This window comes from Vibrio sp. Isolate24 (genome assembly GCF_022398215.1).
Taxonomy (GTDB): Bacteria; Pseudomonadota; Gammaproteobacteria; order Enterobacterales; family Vibrionaceae; genus Vibrio; species Vibrio coralliilyticus_A.
This window is the reverse complement of sequence record NZ_JAKEUU010000001.1, coordinates 32,848-52,991: the sequence shown is the minus strand read 5'-3', so window position 1 is coordinate 52,991 and position 20,144 is coordinate 32,848. Positions and strand designations below refer to the sequence as shown.

The following is a 20,144-nucleotide window of genomic DNA, read 5'->3' as shown; positions in this document are numbered from 1 at the left end:
CTCGTATTACTGCAAGAAACGAGATCATATGGTTTACCCTATATTTAGTTAGACCTCTACTAAATACCTCCTCCACTATTTACTTAACTATTTTTAATAAGCCTGATTTTATTTAGTTTTACCAAGTATTCTGGTAACCTCTGTACGAATTTTACTTCGAGCTCTAAATAATTAGTGAGGATTAATGAGTAGTACTAAGGATAGATATAGTATTGAAAATACCGATTATACCGTCGGTCAAGACAACGTTCAGAAATGGGGGTTTGACGTACATAACCCTGTTTTTGGAGCCAGCGCGGGCCTGATCATTGTCTTTCTTGTCGCCCTTCTTATCGCCGATCCCACCGTTGCAAAATCCACTATTGATGGCGTAAAGCTGCAAATCATCGAGTCTTTTGACACGCTGTTTATGTGGTCTGGAAATGTATTCCTAATTTTCTGTATTGGCCTAGTTTTATCACCTTATGGCAAAATTCGCATTGGTGGTGTCGATGCCAAACCTGAGCATTCCAACCTTTCGTGGATTGCCATGCTGTTCGCTGCGGGTATGGGTATCGGCTTAATGTTCTGGGGCGTTGCAGAACCTGTTGCTTACTTCACTGGTTGGTTTGAAACTCCGCTGGGTGTCGAGCCATACACTGAAGAAGCAGCTAAAGTGGCACTCGGTGCAACCATGTTCCACTGGGGCCTTCACCCTTGGGCAATTTACGCAGTCGTAGCTCTGGCAATGGCCTTCTTTGCCTTCAATAAAGGCCTGCCTTTATCGATCCGTTCGGTTTTTTATCCTATTTTGGGCGACCGTACTTGGGGCTGGTTTGGTCACATCATTGATGTGCTTGCAGTTCTCGCTACCTTGTTTGGTCTCGCGACCTCACTTGGGCTTGGCGCTCAACAAGCCGCCAGTGGTATCAGCCATGTTTTTGGTATCGAGAGTGGACTCGGTCTTCAACTTGGTGTGATCGCTTTTGTTACCAGCCTAGCCATTATCTCCGTTATTCGCGGCATTGATGGCGGGGTCAAAGTACTGAGTAACACCAACTTACTTGTTGCTTTTGCGCTGCTAATGTTTGTTATCATTGCTGGTTTTGCAACGGCACTCGGCACTATTCCAACTACCATCGCCGGTTACGTTGAAAATATGCTGCCACTGAGTAACCCTTATGGTCGCGAAGACGAAGCTTGGATGCATGGCTGGACCGTCTTCTACTGGGCTTGGTGGGTATCATGGTCACCATGTGTCGGTATGTTTATTGCTCGTATTTCCAAAGGCCGAACAGTAAGAGAGTTCCTGACGGCCGTGATTCTGATACCAACCGCTATCACTCTTGTCTGGATGTCAGCCTTTGGGGGAATCGCAATCGAACAGGTCATCAATCAGGTTGGTGAGTTAGGTCAAAATGGCCTTACAGATATTACTTTGTCACTGTTCTATGCCTTTGACGCTATGCCGATGGGGACAGTGCTTTCTGTAATTTCTATTATATTAATCATGGTGTTCTTTATCACCTCATCTGACTCGGCTTCGCTTGTCGTCGACAGCATAACTTCAGGCGGAAAAGTGGATGCACCGATTCCACAACGCATTTTCTGGGCATCAGTAGAAGGAGCTATCGCAGCAATGTTGCTTTGGATTGGTGGCACAGAAGCCATTCAAGCGCTGCAAGCAGGAACCATCTCAACTGGCTTACCATTTACTGTGATTCTGCTGACCATGTGTGTCAGTCTGTTGATGGGCATGCGCACAGAGCTGCAACATCACAAGCTCAGCTACGCTTAAGTGATACCGATACCACTCGTTTAAGCGACTTAAACAATCTTGAATCCCCACTAACTTTGTTAGTGGGGATTTTTTTATAACAAGAAAACGACAAAGGGGGTTTTCCACTCAGTTGTATTGGCCTTTCCGCGATCATCCTCACCATCGCGCTGAAACAACGTAGCGCCGGAAAGTTAGGAACGCAGAGCTAGGCTTTATTATCTGGATGTCGCGGACAATCCTCGCAGAGTTTACGTCCGTGACACTTGTATACCAAACAACAACTGGTACGCACCAGTTTCAACTCTCCACTTTGCTCATCCACGGTCAGTGCTTTAACCAATTTAGCTGGCAACCCACACGCATCCAACCAAAGTGAAGCCTGTTCAAGCAGATAGTCATTCGGAATATCAGGGGCAAACTTACTCAGCTTGACCAGACAACCCAGCACACCATCAGCGAACAAGTGGTTGGTAAAGCCCGGACGAATCCGCGTCCACTGGCTCATTTCTTCGCGGAAAAAAGCAAACAAGGTCTGCAGTTGAATACCAGCTTTTGCTACTAACTCCACCTCTGTGCCATGAACATGCTCCGTAGATTCGAATTGAAAGCCTGCTACAAACTCCGACTGCACTTTTTGTCCAATACGAGTGAGATCAGGCAAACCATGCAACGCATAAATCGAGATGAATGAAAGGTAAACTGGTTGCCAACAAATCAGATCCCACGTTCGGGCTAGCCAATAGGCAGAGCCAGCTTCAGGATGAGCCGCCTTGAGGCGTTCATACAAATCCTGGATATTTTCACTGCACGGATGATCGACGTGGATGATGTCTTGCTGAGGCGCATCTTCGGGGATCGGTGCAATCACACCAGCCAGATAAGGCGTTACTTGTTGCGCGTATTCGAATAGGTGATCGAAGAAAGCGTCTGAGCTCATAGTGGCGATATTTATAGAATCAAAATCAACTTGTTAGGATAGTGATAACATGAGGTTAATGCAATTGATTCTTATTACTTTGAAAAATAAGCAACTAGCCTTGCTTTGAAGAGTGCTTTGCCGGGCAAACTAGACCGCATTAGCATCATCAAGCAGTGTCGTATTGGTCATTTTCGCGATTAATCCACTGATACGCTGTCGCATCTCACGCCGATCAATAATCATATCGATGGCTCCGTGTTCTAACAGAAACTCGCTACGCTGGAAGTTCTCAGGCAGTTGTTCACGCACGGTCTGCTCTATAACTCGGCGACCAGCAAAACCAATAATCGCTCCAGGTTCACCAATATTAATATCTCCAAGCATGGCTAAGCTAGCGGACACACCGCCAAATGTCTGGTCAGTCAGCACCGAAACATAAGGTAACCCACAACGGGACAATTGGTTGAGCGCTGCACTGGCCTTGGACATTTGCATTAAAGACATGAGTGATTCTTGCATACGGGCACCACCACAAGCAGAAAAGCACACTAATCCACAATTACCCTCAATCGCTACTTCAACCGCTTTCACAAATCGAGCGCCGACCACGGCCCCCATAGAGCCCGCCATGAAAGCAAACTCGAATGCGCATACAACAACTGGCATCCCGAACAGAGTCCCCTTCATGGCCACCAAAGCATCGGTTTCGCCTGTCGTCTTTTGAGCAAGCGAGATACGATCTTTATATAACTTCAGATCTTTGAAATTGAGTAAATCTTTCGGCATAAGATCACTGGCAATTTCCTCTCGATTCTCCTTATCCAAGAAGCTGTCTAATCGGTGACGCGCCTTCATTCTCATATGATGATCGCACTTTGGGCAAACCTCTAGGTTCTCTTCTAACACCAAACGATAGAGGATTTGCTCACAAGAAGAGCATTTGGTCCAGATGCCTTCTGGGATCGATGCTTTACGAGCACTGATTTTGTTTTTTCTATTAAAGAGGTTTTCTAACCAATCCATGAGAGCCCTTTCAATAACTTGCAGAGCCAACATTGTATGAGCCAGTTATTGGTAATAAAGTGGGTAAAATGGGTTTTATAATCCAATATTTTGGGATAAATATGTTAGATAGAATTGACCAACAATGGCTCAAAAGTTTTCACTGTGTTTACGAAAACAACAGTTTCAAAAGAGCGGCAGAATTTCTCGATCTACCAACCTCCAATGTCAGTCGCCATATCGCTTTACTGGAGGAGCGCCTTGATGTTCGACTGTTTGACCGGACAACACGCAGAATCAACCCAACAGATGCAGGGGAGCACCTTTACGTCAGAACTCAATCTCTTTTAGACAAACTCAATGACGCCCTCGAAGAAGTGACCCAGCACTCTCATGAAGTTAAAGGACAGCTAAAAGTGCTGATGCCAGACTCACCCGTCTTAGCCCAAGCGGTCGTTTCATTCTGTCTGGAGCACCCTTCAATTTCATTATGCTGTGACACAAGCATTAATCCAAAGGACGATCCATTAGATGGGTTTGATATTGTTATCAGTTTTCACCGTGGCAAACTCGATGACTACAACTGGGTAGCTAAAGAGATCATGCGGTGGCCCAGTGCTGTTGTTGCCTCTCCCAAATGGCTACAAACCCACCCAACTCCGTATCAAATTACCGACCTCAACCATATTCCCTGCATCACCAGTTACACAGTTTTAAATGGCAGCCCATGGGTGTTTAGAAGCGCTGAGGGCGAGTTAGTGACTCAAAAGGTCAATTCCACCTTCAAGGTCAACAGTGGCCATCTCGCCAAAACAGCAACATTAGCTGGACTCGGCGCGGCCCTATTGCCAATTGAGAGTTGTCGACATGAGTTAGCGACTGGTGAGCTGGGCATGATAGACATGGAGCATCAGCCTGCAGACTTGGTTTTGTATGCTTTTTACGCGTCTAGAAAACATTTAGCCAAAAAAATCCCGATGTTTATTCAACATCTGAAAAATCAGTCAAGAGAAGGGACTTCTATCTAAATAAGGCATAAGAGCATTTCACCTGTGGATTGTGTATTCCTAATAAATATCTCAATATTTCAGTGGCTTTTTTGGTTTTCAATTATTAATCTTAGTAATGTAATTAGGGATTAGGCTCTGTTGTAATCAATTATTTATAGTCATAATTGCCCCCTTCTTTATAAACATTTGCATGCAGGTAACCCTGCCATGTGGTAGCAAATAAACGTAGTAGAGTTTGATGAAAAAAACTGGTTTTACATTAATCGAGTTGGTCGTTGTCGTGGTTATTTTAGGTATTCTTGCTGTCGTGGCAGCGCCTAGATTTCTTAACCTTCAATCCTCTGCTCGTGAAGCCACATTGGAAGGTATTGCCAACGCAATGGAAGGCGTGATTAATCAGGTTAGTGCGAAAGCCTACATTAACGGATTAACACCAAGTACGTCTAATCCGGGAAATCAACAGGATTATGTGTTGGATTTTGGTATCGGTACCGTTGAGGTCGATTGGGGAGCACTGTGCCCTGAAAGTGAAGGGGAATCAGGTGACGCATTGACCATGCTTGATTTTATAACTCTTGGCACAAACGATGATCTCACAACAGCCATCGGCAATCGGCATACTGTGATTGGTTTTGAACACTCTTTTTCTGAGACTGAACTTAACAGTAGCAACATCACCACTCTGCCGCAGGGTTGCTATGTCATCTATGATTCCTTTGGAGGAAGGTCTTCTAGCACCTGTCCAGCTGAGGGCTGTGTCTGTACCGTACGGGTTGAAAATACCAACTGTTAAATCAAAGTTCGTCCTCTCTGCCAAGCAAATCCGTTTTGCTTACTTTCAGCACAAAAAAGCCCGGTCATGCCGCAACGTAGTTCACTTAAGCGGTGCTGCGTTGCGATTAACCGGATAGCGGGTCTTTGATATTTTTACCGCCCTAGGCCGATTCGGCTTAGGGCGTTTGTCTAGTCACCACGTAAGCTCTTCAGGCGCTTAGGTGTATTCTCTGGTAATATTGCTTTGCTCATTACTTTCAACTGACTGGCTATGAACTGACAAGCGTATTTGAAGCTGATTTCATTCGGCGAACGACCGTGTTCAACAGCAGCTTGACTGGCCTCTCTTCTTACCAAATTATACCCAAGTAACAGCCCCCATAGTTCTTGGTCAACAAGGTCTACGGTCTTACTTCTCAGCACTAAAGCGTTGTGTTGCATTGAGCTTTTTATGTCTCTATAACCAAGCTCTATCTCCCACCTCTCATGGTATAGCTCAGATACCTGGTCGCGAGGCAGCGAGGTAAACACGGTTTTGGCCTTCCCTTGTACCTAATGCTCTTACTTTCCATGTTTCTGGAAGGTTATGATTCTTCTTACAAACTTGCTGAGAGGTCTTCATCTCAACAAGCATATCGTCGCTTTCTTCATCATCGATGAAGTGTGTATTTCACCTTTTTTTTCGCAGGTATTAACCAATGCCTATTAAGACCACTGTTTTCAAGAGACAACAGTAAGTCGGCACCATACCCCCCCTTATCTAATAAGGTCACTGAGTTATCGGGTAGAGCGTCTACGAAGGGCACCGCTAGGAAATTTCGCCACAACGATAGGGACTGATGGCGGCCTCAACGATGATGTGTGAACGAACGTTCATCATGGTCACTACCCTTAACATAGGGTGAGGTGTCTGCCTGTTACTACTGGTATTTACTGACCCAAAATGTTCTCTGAGTGGGGGATCCGCCGTCCGAAAAAAAAGCGCCATCTACCGCGAAGACTTGTCAACCTTGCCACGTGTCGCTTGGATAACGCTCTAAACCCCGAGTACGTCCACATTGTTAATACTCTAGAGCGACTTTCCTAAGGCGCTGCCTTGCTTGTGTTAATGCACTTTTAGCTCACAGCATCTCGTCCGCTAATCCCTCAGCACAGACGTTCATTCGTCTTGCAACTTCAGCGATAGGTCCGTTGCGGAAGAATGCCATTCCAACGATGAGCCAAAGGACCAAGTCACCGGGTAATCGACGTCGACGAATCGTTGCTTTATCTGAGAGCACAGCGGCTTTGGCCACAACGGACCCATTATGACGCAATTTTCCCATCTCGGCTGGTCGTTGAACGAGGATAACTTCAAGCTTTCTAATGATTTAGATAAGACAATACTCATTGCCGAAGTAAAGAGGCAGCAGAAACGTTACAGTGAGGCCAAATTAATAGGAAATCCCATCGCCGTGTTGTTGGTGCCTAACTTTCAGCCTTTTCGACAATGAGCCAATTTGCTACACGGGTATCAAGCAAGAAGCCCAGCATACTAAAGGGTGAATTATTGTTTAGTTAATGCACACAATCGATGTACTATTGAGAGCCAAAAGTTGAAAAGATTGAATCACTTATGCTTAGAATAATAATCAATGCGTTTCCACTCTGGGTGGTATTGGGTTCCGTTGTCGCTTACCTGCAACCTGCGATATTTACACCACTCAAACCCCAAATCGTTCCCTTGCTGATGCTCATCATGCTGTCCATGGGCTTAACGCTAACGCTCGATGATTTTAAACGTGTCACATCCAGTGTGAAGGCGGTGACGGCCGGGCTCATTCTTCAGTTCTCCGTCATGCCACTGAGTGCTCTGTTTGTTGCTCACGCCTTTGATATGGATATGGCGCTCACCATTGGTATGGTGTTGGTAGGCAGTGTCGCGGGAGGCACCGCCTCAAATGTGATCTGTTATCTGGCTAAGGGCAATGTCGCCTTATCCATCACCATGACCGCTTTTTCCACCTTGATAGGCGTGGTGATGACCCCATTTTTAGTCGATGCCCTTCTGGGCGTGAACGTCGACGTCCCCGTTGGACCAATGGTGCTCAATCTGGTGAAAATCGTCATTATCCCGATCACCATTGGGATCGCCCTCAACCACTTCTTTCGTCGTCCAGTGATGACAATAGCCCCTGTGTTGCCGCTTGTCTCGATGCTCTCGATTGTCATGGCCATCGCCATTATCGTGGCCCTTAACCATGATAAGATTGCCATCGTCGGATTGGGGAGCGCGCTGGCGGTCATTTTGCACAATGCCATGGGACTTGTTTTGGGTTACTGGGTTTGCAGAGCGCTCAAGTTTGATTATGTGACCTGTAAGACGATTGCCATCGAGGTTGGCTTACAAAATTCTGGATTGGCCACGGCATTAGCGCTCAAATTTTTCTCCCCCATCTCGGCACTGCCTGCGGCGCTCTTTTCTATCTGGCATAACTTGTCAGGTTCAATACTCGCGCATTATTGGTCACGAGATAAACGCAAGCGATCGCGCGATCTCTCCGTGTCATAGACACGCAAAAGGAGGTTAGGTCAATGCGTTGACCGTCACGTCACCATACTGAGCGCCCCACTCATGCTTTTCGCGGGCGCTCTACCATTCACTTTGCCCTGCACGCCTTTGATCATGAATGTGCGCGACGGGCGTCTTTCAAGGGGAAATACTTTTGTCACAGAATTCGTATGTCCAGGCGTTGGATTGTTTTTTGCGTCACAACGTCTTGGCGAATGGCTACACGTTAACCCGCCCCATCGCGTTAGACCCTTACCCTCAGAATCGTCAGTATGAAGCGCTCGCGTTCTCCATTGATGGTCAACAAATCCTGTATAGAAAGGGCCATGTTACGCCCGATAGACCGGGGCACTTCCTCACCATCTGGAAGCGCTCTGATGGGGAGGGTCCCGACTCGAAAAAGACGAGGCCTTTTGAGAAACCGGATTTGGATTACCTGTTTGTGGAGGTCCATGATCACCAAACCTCCAAACAAGGGATGTTTATCTTTCCCTTATCGGTGCTGCTAAAGAAAGGGGTGGTCAGGTCAGAGAAAGCGAAAGGGAAAATGGCCGTGCGAGTCTTCCCTCCCTGGACTTCGAGTCGGGGTGAGGAGAAGTCTCAAGTGTTTTCTAAGTCGGCCAAGCGAACACAGCGTTGGCAATGTGAGTACTTTGTCTGGATGGAAGAGAATGTGATCACCGATTTCGAAAAATTTGCCCGTCTCTTTGGCGCGCCTTTAAACTAGGGTGCCAAGTATCTTTCACTCAGGGCTGTTGGTGAGCGCATAGGTATCACCGCGCTCGCTCCCTTGCCATACCTGAGGCCATCCATGAATGGCTCATCCAGAACAATCATATCCTCGACATTAGCCCTCGAGTTATTGATGACCTTGTTGCCCTTCCAATTAACACGGACGTAAAAGGCTCGCTTGTGCCCGCTTCGTCGCTCATACACGGATTGTCTTCATTCTCCTCGTAACATTTTGCGCTTCCCCTGCCTCAGACGCTTCGAATCGCCGCGCCTTGCCGCTTTCATTCAATAAACCCTTCTGCGTCACCATTTTTTGGGGACATTACTTTAATTTTATACATTTATTATGAAGGTGATTGAATAATATAAACAATTGAAACCTATGGACAAATTAATTATCACCGCCGCCGTCAACGGCGGGATCACCCCAAGAAGTAAGCAACCGGCAATACCACACACACCGAAAGAGATTGCTGACGCCGTCATCCAGTGCAGCCAAGCTGGTGCTAGCGTCGCCCACATTCACGCTCGGGATGACGCTGGCCGGCCCTCCTACGACCAAGCTGTGTGGCGCGAGATCATAGAGCGAATCCGCGAACGTTCCGACATCCTTCTTAACCTCAGCACTTCGGGCCTAAACCTGCCAAAAAATAGCCCGGAAGAGGAGGCTTGGAACCACCTCGAGTACCGTCCAGAGATCGCCTCTTTCAACTGTGGCTCGGTCAATCACGGTGATAAGCCTTTCATCAACAGCCCCGCGCTCGCCAAAAAACTTGCACAGGCACTTAAAGCCAATCAGGTCATGCCGGAAATAGAGATCTACCATTCCGGTGTCATTCACGAAGCCGTCACGCTCCAGCAACAAGGCTACCTTGGTGAAAAGCTGGTGTTTGCCTTTGCGATGGGCATTCACGGTGGGGTCCGCCCAACCTGCAAAGATCTGCTGCACCTGGTGGACAGTCTGCCCGCCAACAGTTTGTGGTCAGCCATCGGCATCGGTCAGGCGCAATTGCCGCTCAACACTTACTCGATTTTACTCGGGGGTCATGTGCGCACCGGACTCGAGGACAACATCTATTACCGAAAAGGTGAGCTCGCCACCAGCAATGCCCAGTTAGTCGATCGTGTCGTCCGACTGTCTCATGAGCTGGGCAGAGACGTAGCCACCGTGAACGAAGCCAGAGCCCTGTTAGGCCTCAGCCGTCCCCACCCCCAAGCCAACCCTATCGCAGCGGCGACAATATAACCCCTCAAGACAAGGAATAACGACTGTGTTACCTCTTCAAACTGACATTCACCCATATACAATGAGCATGAAAGGCGCACCGCTGGGTGACGACAACCCTGTTGTGATCCTTTTACATGGTCGCCGACAAACCGCCGACGACATGGCGAGCTTGATTGACAAACTGGCTATCCCAGATGCCACCTACTGCCTGCCAAGAGCCCCAGAGGCAACCTGGTATCCACGTGGATTCACTCGCGAGCTAGACGACAACCAGCCCCAGTTAGATCAGGGGCTGAAAGTCATCGACCAGATCCTTCAAGCCCTCCTTTCACAAGGGGTCGACCGCCAGCGGATCTGGCTCATGGGCTTCTCTCAGGGTGGGTGTATGGCCGCCGAGTTCGTCCGACGCGCATTGCAACCACTGGGCGGTGTCATTGTGTTCACCGGCGGCCTGTTCGGTCCTCAGTGCCCAGTGGCCCCCGTTCAAAAAGCGGTGTTTGAAGGCATGCCTTTGTGGCTATCAGGAAGTCACACTGATACCTGGGTGCCCGCCAAGCGCATCACGCAAACGGCCGCCTACTTTGACCAGCTCGGGGCACACGTCCATCTTGAGATTTCTGCCGAGCGCGCGCATCACGTGAGTCAATCGGAAATCGAACAGGCCAGAGCCTTGTTAGCCGCTTGCTACGCGCCTACGCATGAGGAGGCCGCCCATGTCTAACGCCTATCTGTGTGACTTCGTCAGAACCCCCATTGGCCGATATGCTGGCGCCCTATCTTCGATCCGAGCGGATGATCTGGCAGCGATACCGTTAAAAGCCCTGACAGAGCGTCATACCACGGTCGATTGGCGTCGCGTCGACGATGTCATTTTAGGTTGTGCCAATCAAGCGGGCGAAGACAACCGCAACGTGGCACGGATGAGTTTGCTGCTCGCCGGACTGGATACTGACGTACCGGGCTCCACCGTCAACCGGCTGTGTGCCTCTGGCATGGAAGCCGTGTCCATTGCCGCTCGTACCATCAAAACGGGCGAAGCCAACCTGATCATTGCAGGAGGCGTCGAGTCGATGTCACGGGCGCCTTACGTGATGGGCAAACCCGACGCTCCGTTTGCTCGCAATACGGAACTCTATGACACCACTATGGGCTGGAGGTTTATCAACGCGAGGCTGGAGTCGCAATACGGGGCCTGTTCAATGCCTGAAACGGCAGAAAACCTCGCGGTCAAATTTGGTATCAGCCGACACGATCAGGATGTGTTTGCCCGCTGGAGCCAGACCAAATACGTGGCGGCGCAAGAGCGCGGCTTTTTCCGCCATGAAATCGTTCCAGTCGAGGTGGCGCGTCGGCGTCAGGACCCGTTGGTGGTCGACACTGACGAACATCCTAGGCTATCAAGTCTCGAAACCTTGGCCAAATTGAAGCCCGTGGTACAAGCGCAAGGTACGGTCACAGCGGGCAACGCATCGGGCATTAACGACGGGGCAGCGGCACTACTATTAGCATCAGAGTCGGCGTTGGGCGATCACCAATTGGTGCCGAAAGCGCGCATCGTCGCGACAGCCTGCGCGGGCGTTGAGCCCAGCCTCATGGGGTTTGGTCCCACACCCGCGATAAAAAAGGTGCTGGAACTGACTCGACTGTCACTGGATCAGATGGACGTGATTGAGCTCAATGAAGCCTTCGCCTCTCAAGTGCTTTCCGTGGTCAACCACTTAGGAATTGACCCCGACGACCCGCGCCTTAATCCCAATGGTGGCGCAATTGCACTCGGGCACCCGCTAGGCATGAGCGGGACCCGGGTGATCGGAACCGCGATGAATCAGTTGACCTTACAAAAGGGAAGGTATGCCTTGTGTAGCCTGTGCGTTGGCGTTGGCCAAGGCATGGCCATGATCATCGAGCGCGTCTGACTCGTAATCTTCTTCAGGCGACGTCTCGCCTCGTCGCCTTTTTTCATTACCCACACTTAGGAGTCACCTCTGTGGAATCTTCCTCTATTCCTTCCCCACAACTGGGGATCACCCAACGTCTTCGCCGTTTACGCACCACCCCCATCATGCGCACTATGGTTCGTGAGCATGACGTGCAGTTGCACGATTTAATCTATCCACTCTTTGTGGAAGAAGCCCTCGCATCACCGGTGCCCATCGCTGGCTTGCCCGGATTGACGCGGATCCCGGAGTCTCAACTGACCGATGAGATCCGTGCACTGGATGCGTTGGGGATCCGCGCCGTCATGCCATTTGGGGTCAGCCACCACAAAGACGACATCGGCAGTGATACGTGGCATCAAGACGGCTTGCTCAGTCGCATGATTCGCACGATCAAATCAACGTGCCCACACATGTTGGTGATCCCTGATATCTGTTTCTGTGAGTACACGACACATGGCCATTGTGGGGCCCTCTCCAAACATGACGTAGACAATGACCAAACGGTGGCGAACTTAGTCAAACAATGCATTAATGCCGCCGAGGCTGGGGCCGATATGCTCGCCCCCTCCTCCATGATGGATGGCCAGGTCGGAGCGATCCGCCGAGGGTTGGATGCCGCTGGGTTTACTAAGGTGGCGATCCTCGCCCACAGCGCCAAATTTGCCTCAGCGTTTTACGGCCCATTTCGTCAAGCGGTGGAGTGTGAGCTAGAGGGCGATAGGCGCACGTATCAACTTGACTACGCCAACGGGCGTCAAGCCCTCAGCGAAGCCTTACTCGATGAGCAAGAAGGCGCCGACATCCTGATGGTCAAACCCGGAACGCCTTACCTTGACGTCTTAGCTCAGTTGCGCACTCAAACACGGCTTCCTCTGGCGGTCTATCAGGTCAGTGGAGAATACGCGGCCATTAAATGCTCGGCGCAAATAGGGATCGTCAATGAACAGGAAGCCGTGTTAGAAACCCTCACCGGTTTTAAACGAGCTGGCGCGGATCTCATCGTCACCTACTTTGCCAAACAGTTCGCGATCTGGCAGCAAGCCGCCCTCGATACCATGCCAATCGTGGAGTAAAGCATGAGCTTAAAAGATTACACCTTATGTGTGCTCATCATGGCGATCTGGGGAGTGAATTTTTCTGTCGTCAAACTGGGGTTGGAAGCGCTGGATCCCATGTTGCTGACCGCATTGCGCTTTGCGTTGGCAGCGATCCCAGCGGTCTTTTTTGTCAAGAAGCCTGACGTCCACTGGGGATACCTCGCGGCGTATGGCCTGACGTTTGCAGTGGGGGTTTGGGGGCTGTCCACCTGGGCCATTGGTGAGGGCTTATCCCCAGGTATGGCAGCCTTACTGATCCAAACCAACGTGGTGTTCGGCTTGGGGCTGGGCTGGTGGTTACTCAAAGAGTCGGTAAGCCCTCAACGCTCACTCGGTGCCGCGATCGCCTTATGTGGCTTGACGCTCAGTCTGACAGTCACTGACGGCTCTGTCACCGCTTCGGGGGTGGGACTGATCCTGGTGGCGGCCTTATGTTGGTCGCTGTCTGGGGTGATACTTAAGCGATCCCAAACGAAACAGGTATTCGCTTTCAGTGTATGGTCGATGCTTTTTGCGCCCCTGCCGCTGTGTCTCCTCTCCTATCTTCAGGTCGGCGCTCAGGGGTTTGACGCCTTGATAGAGCACATGACGCTGTCTGGGGCCTTTTCCATTGTGTACCAGGCGTATTTCACCACCTTGTTTGGCTACTGGATCTGGAATAAGTTGGTGATGTCTTACCATTTGTCACATGTTGCGCCGTTTACACTTCTGGTCCCCATTTTTGCCTTGTTGGGCTCAAGTGTTTGGTTTCATGAAGGGATTACTACTCAAAAAGTGGTAAGCTGTGCTCTGATTGCCTTAGGGCTGTTGATTGGCAGTTTGCCTGCCACCAAGTTCACCACGCTCGCTCTACGTCTGAGAAAAGCGTAAGCCGACGCGTACAAAAAAGGAAGGTGCGTATCTTCACTCATCGTCAACCGTGCGTTCAGACCGCACGTCAGTTCATGAATCGCATTTGGAATGATAAAGTCACAGCGGCCGTGACCGATGTGATGACCTCCCACACCGTGATCGAAAGTCCGCTGCAACTGTCGGTCGGCTCCGATTCGTTTTGTGAGACGCTCAGAGTGTGGCAGCGCGCCTTTCCCACGCTTGAATACAAGGAAAACCGGGTGGCCACTCGGCATAACAACATCGTGATAGAATGGAGCGCTAAAGGCACACATTTGGGGGAGTTTTTAGGGGTGTCCGCAACAGGCAAAGATGTCATTTATCAGGGCCAATCCCAATTGACTTTCGTCAACGATAAAGTCAGTCACTATGCTTCTATAGTGGACACACAAGGCCTACTCAGCCAGCTCATAGGCCGCTATGCATCGAGCTCTGAACCAATTAAGCCCAGCGGCGCATCGGAAGAATTGTATGCAATCATCCCGCAATTACTTTCCCCTTTTTTAACTCGCCGCCAAGTCGAATGCTTGTCGCTCTCGACCCTGAGTTTGTCTGTCAAAGAAGTGGCCTCGACGCTGAGAATCAAAGACAGTTCCGTGCAAACCCACCTCAAGCGCGCCTTCGAGTTGCTCAACGTCAGCAACAAAAAAATGTTCATGGCCTACATCTGTGACAACAACACGATAGAGCTACTGATCAGAATGGGGCTCTACCTCAAGCAAGGTGTTTAGCGCCCTTAGTCGTCAGCGGTGCTAAAGGGACATACGAACATTTTTCTTCGGTCCCTCATTGGGATCAGGGTACGCCTACTGTGCCTTTCTTTCGACTCACTTTCGGCGCCCCGACGGCCATCCAAAGCATCCCCACGAGGATCGCGACCGAGATCATCACCTGCCACCAAGGATTCAGACCCTTCACCTCTTGGGATGGTTCACCCAAGCATAGCGCGAGCCCGAGGCAGGCGAACCACGCGAAGAGGTAGAGCGGCTGGAGCAATTGCAGCGTGCCATACAAACACAGTACCAGCAGCAGCGCCCATAACCGCTTGGATTCAATGGAGCGATTTTGGCTGGCATACCGAAGGTGATAAAGGACCATGTCACTGGGTGATCGACGTCGACGAATCGTTGCTTTATCTGAGAGCACAGCGGCTTTGGCTACCCACTTATCGGGAATGTGCTCAGAAAAGGTGGTGAGTTGGGCGACATCAACAGGGTTTTCTTCGAGGAAGTCGGCAAAGAAGTTTTGAATAGACATAAAAATCCCTAAGACTTATCGTCTTAAAGCAATAAGAACAAGAAAGCAGAAATCAGAACACCCGCCCCCAAGACAAGTGGATACGCATGACGACTGATATCCTTTGCCATTTCGGGTTGCTCTTCTTCTACTTCCGGTTCAGGGGCTGCTTCTGTTGACACTTCTTCTTCAGCGCCAAACAGCTGCATGACTTCTTTACTCGATTTCGCTGCCACCAACTGGTCACGGAAATCGTCATCCACCAAAGAGGAAGTGAGCGTAGTCAGCACTTCCATATGTGTTGAACCAGCTTCGGCTGGTGGAATGGCGAGCAAAAAGATCATGGTCACAGGCTCATCACCATCCAGACCTTTCCACATCATTTCATCTTTAACGAATGCACAGGCAAATACGGGTTCCGTGACAGCAGCAGATTTACCATGCGGCACAGCAAGATATTCACCCAGTGCTGTCGGTCCCTCGTCTTCACGCTTCAATACCGCTTCTAGAAACTGACTCTTATCCGTCAGTTTTCCTTCTTGCTCGATTTTGTCTGTCAGAGCATGAATAGCAGCAATTCGGTCATCAAACGTCGCATCAAGCATGATCAGATTTTCAGAGGTGAGGTTCGCAAGTTTCATAGTGTGGCTCCTATTGCTCTGTCAGCCAGACAAATTGATACGGATTAAGAGTAAACTGTTTATCAAAGCTCTGGTCGCTGACCAGATCCTTACCGCCAGAGCTCAGCGTGACGGATTGCGTCTGCTGAGACAAGTTGACGACGAAGCGAATCGCCTTGTCACCTTCACCACGCTGTAAGCCAAACAGGCCATCACCAAGCTCTAATACCTGCTGAGATGAACTTGGTGAGAAAGCAGATTGCTGCTGGCGTACGTTTAGCAAGCGTACCATTTCACTGTAGACGCTATTGCGCAGTGAACCTTGCTCAGCCAACTCGGATTCGAGCGATTCGACCGAGAACTTTTTGCGGTTGATACGACGATTGATGCCAGACTCTTCCATTCCGGCCACATCGTTCTCACTGCCAAGGAAGCTGTGGTAGTAGACCGCAGGCACACCAATGAAAGAGAGCAAAATTGACTGCGCTGCGAGAAACTTCGCCGCTTTCGTCTGTGTATCATCTTCAGGCTCAGTAATGGCACTCAAATAGTTAATGTTGAGCTCGTACGGTGACTGAGTACCATCCCCATTGTTCTTGTAGTTGACTCGACCACCCTTACGCTCAACCTGCTGACACATCATGTGGCGATCGTCGTCGCTAAGAATACCTTCCGTCGGACGTACACCAATACCATCATGGCTGGCAAGGAAGTTAAAGTAAGTGGTTTTGCTTCCAGCTTGCAACGATGCCATGGCTTCGTTCGTTAGTCCCTTCGCCCACTCGGTCAACACACTGCTGTTCTGGCTTAGGAAAGCATGCAGCGTTAATGGTGGCAGTGGGAACTGATAAACCATATGCGCTTCATCGCCCTGGCCAAAGTAAGAGATATTCTCTTTATGCGGCACATTGGTTTCTGTAATCAACAAAGAGCCCGGCATAACGTCATCGAGAACGATACGCCATAGCTTGATGATTTCATGGGCTTCCTCAAGGTGAATACAAGTTGTGTTAAGCACTTTCCAGATAAAGCCGATGGCATCAAGACGAATAGAACGACCACCATTCGCTGCGTACATCAGCAGAATATCGATGCTTTCCAGCAGCACTTTCGGGCTTTTAAAGTTAATGTCGATCTGATCGTCTGAGAAGGTTGTCCAGACATGTGTCGTCTCACCCGAGGCCTTGGTAAACGGCGTCAGGAGCGGTAGTGCGCGGGGACGCGTAACGCTCGAATAATCAAGGCTCGGGTCAGACTCTACAAAATAATCCTGATAAGCCTCATCGCCCGCGAGATAGCGCTGGAACCAGTCGCTACTCTTAGAGATGTGGTTAATCACGCAGTCGTACATCAAGTCAAAATGTTCCGCCAGCTCATTCAGCTCTTTCCAGTCACCCAAGTTCGGGGCAACCTTGCGGTAATCCACTACGCTGAAGCCGTCATCCGAAGTGTATGGGAACATAGGTAGAATATGGATATTGCTGATCGCGCCACGCAAATACTTATCAGCAAAGTACTTCATGGTATTCAGCGTCGGCTCTCCCTCACGGCGAATACTGTCGCCGTATGTGATTAGGTACGCCGTCGACTCGTCGACCCAGTCCTGATAAGACGGCGCATGACCACGCCACTTATCAACCAGTGCCAAAATGTCCTGTGTCAGTGATGGTGCCAGCTCTTCACCGTACAGCTTGGCAACTTTGTTATAAATCTTCTCTTTCATTGTGATTCCAACCTGTTAAATCTTGAAACTAACCCGCAAGTCAATGGCATTGTTTGGTTTGACTGTCCAATTCTGCTCGACACTCTGCTCTCGGTGATTGACACGCTCAACATCAGCGAAATGAGCGAACGCGGTGACATCGAGTTGCTGTTCACTGTCCGTCGCATTAAATAGGCGCACAATGACCGCATTGTCTTGATAGAATGAATGACCAACGCTGGATAGAACCAACGGCTGGTTCAGTTCAAACAGGCTGAATTTTTTCTCGGCTTCGCGGCTATCGAATCGAACCTGAAAACGTTCAAGACGATTCTCAAAGCTGTTGAGCGATTGTTTCTGGTAGCTGAATGGGCTATCAAGATATTCACTTTCCAGCTCTCGGATGGTCTGATGCTCAGCGTTGTCTGCCAAAGCAATAGCAAAGCTGAACTGCATGGATTTTTGCAACTGAGCATCCGGCGTGTACACCACGGTATTGTTGATGCCAGATGCGCGGCCAGGTCGCCATAACAGGTCATCTTTACCGAGCTTGCCCGTTGCCTTGAACAAGGTCAGAGCAATCAAGTCACTGGTGTCACCTTTCAGGATCTGGAACTCTTTCAAACCACGACCATTAACAATCAAGGCTCGATTCTCTGCCGCTACCGCAACCGCGCCATCGGTGGTTTCAATGTCTACCGGACATTCGCGGAAGCTGTCACGCCAACCTTCAACATTTGGAGCCACCGGACGAGTCATCAACGCAAACGGCTGAGTGCTGATGGATGTATCAGTCTGAACATCTGAATTGATCAAAACGCGTACACGGTGATCATCAACCTGATTAAGCGTATCGATCTCTACTTCCAGCGATTGCTTGCCTTCAGTAAGCGTCAGGCGAACGATAAACTCCGCTTGAACAGACTTTTCACCGTTCTGGCGAGCTTCTAGGTTCTCCGGAAGCTCTAGACTTGCTCTCAGTATCATCGACTGCTGGCTTTCACCCACATGAGATTCAACCCAGCTCAGTTCGCTGGTGTACAGTGGCGTATCGCCTTCCAGCGGTGAGAAGTCATAAGAATCGCCGTCATCGGCCTGCTCTTCAAAGCGGATAAGCTGCTCAATAATGCGCTCTGAACGTTTATCTTTAAGCTTAAGCTGGCCATTCTCCAGCCAAAGCGCCAGTTGGCTGTTTTCAATCTGAGTTACAGAAGAAGCTTGCACTTGGGTATCGCAATCTGCTTCCACTACCTGAAATACCTGATAACCCATTGCTGGCAGATCTGCCACATCAACATTGAGCTCAAATCGGTAGTAAGGAGGAACAGGCACTTCTTTTTCGCCATCCTTAGTCACTTCGATGACCTTACCGCCATCCAGTGTTTTACGAGTGACTACTTCACTGCTAAGGACTTTCTCGCCGTCACTTAGCGCGATGGACTCATGCTTGGAAAACGCAACAACACGGGTAATGCCGCTAAATGGCGTCGTCTGGCCGTTGAAGATCATCACTTCCGAATCATCACAGGCATTAGTGGCAATTTCTTTGACCACCAAGTTGTATAAACCATGACAGATTTCTTCCGCCTGCTTAAGACGATGCATGATATCAGCGTTGGTGGCATCGCTATTACAACCACCCATGCTGTCGTGCGCATGGCACTCAAGGATCTTCTTCCATGCCAAGTCCACAAGCTCTGTGTGCACCGTCATGCCCTGTGCGTTGGCGATCGCAATCACCACTTCCAGCTTCTTGAGCAAGAACTGTTCAATCTCAAAGTTAAGCTTTTTGATGTCGTAGCGCACAGAACCAATAGTCTTGTGAATACGTGTGTAGCGCGGTGTTTTGAACTCACCATAGTAAGTCTCAAACCCTTCACTATTGCGGCGTAGGAAATCGACAAAGCTTTCCATCGAAGAGATAGAATACACATCGCCAGATGGAGAACGCTCAGACGCTGCCGCTAACGTGGCTCGCAAATTCGGGTCGATGTTGACTTGGTCGCCACCCGATGGAATCAATACTTCATCAAGGCCTGATAACGACTTGATCTTTTCAATCATTGGGAAGATTTTCTTATCCAGATGCTCAGCATCCGGCACGATATTCTTCGCTGCACCGTAACCATGAACTAGGTTGTAAGCGTATATCTCATCGCCACCGTGAGATTGCCACATGAAATGGGATTTGCTGACATGTTGGTCATAATCAATACCGCGCCAGAAAACGATGTTGTCGATACCCATACCGCGGAATAACGTTGGCATTTGCGCGTTATGACCAAATGTGTCTGGCAGGTAGCCGACTTTCATGCTGTGGCCCAACTCTTCTGCGATGTGCATACCGTATTTCAGGTTACGGATGATGGACTCACCCGCTACGTTGTAGGTATCAGTCTGAGTGTACCAAGGGCCAATGAAGAGCTTTTTGTCTGCCACCAGCTGTGCCATACGCTCACGCATATGCGGCAGAACCTTCAGATAATCTTCAACAATCGCAGACTGACCATCAAGGTGATAGCAGTTGTAATCCGCCTGACTTTCCAAAGTTTCAATCACTTTGGTGAAGTTGTAAGTCGCTAAAACGTCACTGTCTTGCTGAGTAAAATACCACTCACGATCCCAGTGAGTATGTGGAATGACATGTACTTTAGTCATGGGAGTTTCTCTAATCTAAATACTG

The 20,144-nt window shown here is 49.5% G+C and carries 16 protein-coding genes and 2 pseudogenes; 11 read left to right on the top strand and 7 right to left on the bottom strand.

The annotated features are described in order from the left end of the window. Window positions 1–184 precede the first annotated feature (184 nt). A complete protein-coding gene (locus tag L1D23_RS00240) occupies window positions 185–1,777 on the top strand; it encodes a BCCT family transporter (protein WP_239863572.1) in 1,593 nt (530 codons plus the stop codon). Window positions 1,778–1,964: 187 nt separating this feature from the next. On the opposite strand, the gene L1D23_RS00235 is transcribed toward L1D23_RS00240, so the two are convergent. Then, a complete protein-coding gene (locus tag L1D23_RS00235; RefSeq protein WP_239863571.1) occupies window positions 1,965–2,696 on the bottom strand; it encodes a siderophore ferric iron reductase in 732 nt (243 codons plus the stop codon). A 129-nt stretch (window positions 2,697–2,825) separates the two neighbouring features. Beyond that, a complete protein-coding gene (gene accD / locus L1D23_RS00230; protein WP_239863570.1) occupies window positions 2,826–3,701 on the bottom strand; it encodes an acetyl-CoA carboxylase, carboxyltransferase subunit beta in 876 nt (291 codons plus the stop codon). Between the two features lie 101 nt (window positions 3,702–3,802). Here accD and L1D23_RS00225 point away from each other — a divergent pair, with 101 nt between their 5' ends. Together L1D23_RS00225 and L1D23_RS00220 are read left to right on the top strand one after the other, a co-directional pair. After that, window positions 3,803–4,708, top strand: coding sequence for a LysR family transcriptional regulator (locus L1D23_RS00225; protein ID WP_239863568.1), 906 nt, complete (start codon window positions 3,803–3,805; stop codon window positions 4,706–4,708). Between the two features lie 220 nt (window positions 4,709–4,928). Beyond that, window positions 4,929–5,483: a prepilin-type N-terminal cleavage/methylation domain-containing protein gene (locus L1D23_RS00220; RefSeq protein WP_275667184.1), complete on the top strand. Its 555-nt coding sequence runs from the start codon at window positions 4,929–4,931 to the stop codon at window positions 5,481–5,483. Between the two features lie 81 nt (window positions 5,484–5,564). On the opposite strand, the pseudogene L1D23_RS00215 reads toward L1D23_RS00220, so the two are convergent. Next, window positions 5,565–6,759: pseudogene (locus tag L1D23_RS00215) on the bottom strand (IS4 family transposase); the annotation flags it as partial. Between the two features lie 320 nt (window positions 6,760–7,079). On the opposite strand from L1D23_RS00215, the gene L1D23_RS00210 reads away from it, so the two are divergent. The 8 genes from L1D23_RS00210 to L1D23_RS00175 all read left to right on the top strand — a co-directional run bounded on the left by L1D23_RS00210 (window position 7,080) and on the right by L1D23_RS00175 (window position 14,634). Continuing rightward, window positions 7,080–8,015 carry a bile acid:sodium symporter family protein gene (locus L1D23_RS00210; protein WP_239863564.1) on the top strand — a complete coding sequence of 312 codons (936 nt, stop codon included), beginning with the start codon at window positions 7,080–7,082 and terminating at the stop codon, window positions 8,013–8,015. Between the two features lie 154 nt (window positions 8,016–8,169). Next, on the top strand, window positions 8,170–8,742 hold the full coding sequence (locus L1D23_RS00205) for a MepB family protein (protein WP_239863562.1): 573 nt from the start codon (window positions 8,170–8,172) through the stop codon (window positions 8,740–8,742). A gap of 387 nt (window positions 8,743–9,129) precedes the next feature. Continuing rightward, the gene (locus L1D23_RS00200) at window positions 9,130–9,993 is read left to right on the top strand and encodes a 3-keto-5-aminohexanoate cleavage protein (protein ID WP_239863561.1); all 864 of its coding nucleotides are present in this window, start codon (window positions 9,130–9,132) and stop codon (window positions 9,991–9,993) included. 25 nt (window positions 9,994–10,018) lie between these two features. Next, a complete protein-coding gene (locus tag L1D23_RS00195) occupies window positions 10,019–10,696 on the top strand; it encodes a dienelactone hydrolase family protein (RefSeq protein ID WP_239863560.1) in 678 nt (225 codons plus the stop codon). Beyond that, complete coding sequence (gene pcaF / locus L1D23_RS00190; protein ID WP_239863559.1) at window positions 10,689–11,891, top strand: 3-oxoadipyl-CoA thiolase; 1,203 nt, start codon at window positions 10,689–10,691, stop codon at window positions 11,889–11,891. Before L1D23_RS00195 ends, pcaF begins: the two co-directional genes overlap by 8 nt. Before the next feature lie 71 nt (window positions 11,892–11,962). Continuing rightward, window positions 11,963–12,988, top strand: a complete 1,026-nt coding sequence (gene hemB / locus L1D23_RS00185) for a porphobilinogen synthase (RefSeq protein ID WP_345779095.1) — start codon at window positions 11,963–11,965, stop codon at window positions 12,986–12,988. Window positions 12,989–12,991: 3 nt separating this feature from the next. Further along, window positions 12,992–13,882: an EamA family transporter gene (locus tag L1D23_RS00180; RefSeq protein ID WP_239863558.1), complete on the top strand. Its 891-nt coding sequence runs from the start codon at window positions 12,992–12,994 to the stop codon at window positions 13,880–13,882. A gap of 23 nt (window positions 13,883–13,905) precedes the next feature. Next, a complete protein-coding gene (locus L1D23_RS00175; RefSeq protein ID WP_345779094.1) occupies window positions 13,906–14,634 on the top strand; it encodes an ester cyclase in 729 nt (242 codons plus the stop codon). A gap of 355 nt (window positions 14,635–14,989) precedes the next feature. Here the strand turns inward: L1D23_RS00175 and L1D23_RS00170 are convergent. The 4 genes and pseudogenes from L1D23_RS00170 to L1D23_RS00155 form a co-directional block, all read right to left on the bottom strand. Then, window positions 14,990–15,160: pseudogene (locus tag L1D23_RS00170) on the bottom strand (IS4 family transposase); the annotation flags it as partial. 23 nt (window positions 15,161–15,183) lie between these two features. Next, window positions 15,184–15,780: a fructose PTS transporter subunit IIA gene (locus L1D23_RS00165; protein WP_239863556.1), complete on the bottom strand. Its 597-nt coding sequence runs from the start codon at window positions 15,778–15,780 to the stop codon at window positions 15,184–15,186. A 10-nt stretch (window positions 15,781–15,790) separates the two neighbouring features. Next, entirely contained in the window at window positions 15,791–17,482 is a 1,692-nt protein-coding gene (locus L1D23_RS00160; protein ID WP_239863555.1) for an alpha-amylase family glycosyl hydrolase, read from the bottom strand. Between the two features lie 15 nt (window positions 17,483–17,497). Next, on the bottom strand, window positions 17,498–20,119 hold the full coding sequence (locus L1D23_RS00155; RefSeq protein WP_239863554.1) for a glycoside hydrolase family 38 C-terminal domain-containing protein: 2,622 nt from the start codon (window positions 20,117–20,119) through the stop codon (window positions 17,498–17,500). Window positions 20,120–20,144 lie beyond the last annotated feature (25 nt).

Bases quoted from the DNA above. Each gene is read 5' to 3' on its own strand.
- L1D23_RS00240 (WP_239863572.1), top strand. From the start codon at position 185: ATGAGTAGTACTAAGGATAGATATAGTATTGAAAATACCGATTATACC.
- L1D23_RS00235 (WP_239863571.1), bottom strand. From the start codon at position 2,696: ATGAGCTCAGACGCTTTCTTCGATCACCTATTCGAATACGCGCAACAA.
- accD (WP_239863570.1), bottom strand. From the start codon at position 3,701: ATGGATTGGTTAGAAAACCTCTTTAATAGAAAAAACAAAATCAGTGCT.
- L1D23_RS00225 (WP_239863568.1), top strand. From the start codon at position 3,803: ATGTTAGATAGAATTGACCAACAATGGCTCAAAAGTTTTCACTGTGTT.
- L1D23_RS00220 (WP_275667184.1), top strand. From the start codon at position 4,929: ATGAAAAAAACTGGTTTTACATTAATCGAGTTGGTCGTTGTCGTGGTT.
- L1D23_RS00210 (WP_239863564.1), top strand. From the start codon at position 7,080: ATGCTTAGAATAATAATCAATGCGTTTCCACTCTGGGTGGTATTGGGT.
- L1D23_RS00200 (WP_239863561.1), top strand. From the start codon at position 9,130: ATGGACAAATTAATTATCACCGCCGCCGTCAACGGCGGGATCACCCCA.
- pcaF (WP_239863559.1), top strand. From the start codon at position 10,689: ATGTCTAACGCCTATCTGTGTGACTTCGTCAGAACCCCCATTGGCCGA.
- L1D23_RS00180 (WP_239863558.1), top strand. From the start codon at position 12,992: ATGAGCTTAAAAGATTACACCTTATGTGTGCTCATCATGGCGATCTGG.
- L1D23_RS00165 (WP_239863556.1), bottom strand. From the start codon at position 15,780: ATGAAACTTGCGAACCTCACCTCTGAAAATCTGATCATGCTTGATGCG.
- L1D23_RS00160 (WP_239863555.1), bottom strand. From the start codon at position 17,482: ATGAAAGAGAAGATTTATAACAAAGTTGCCAAGCTGTACGGTGAAGAG.
- L1D23_RS00155 (WP_239863554.1), bottom strand. From the start codon at position 20,119: ATGACTAAAGTACATGTCATTCCACATACTCACTGGGATCGTGAGTGG.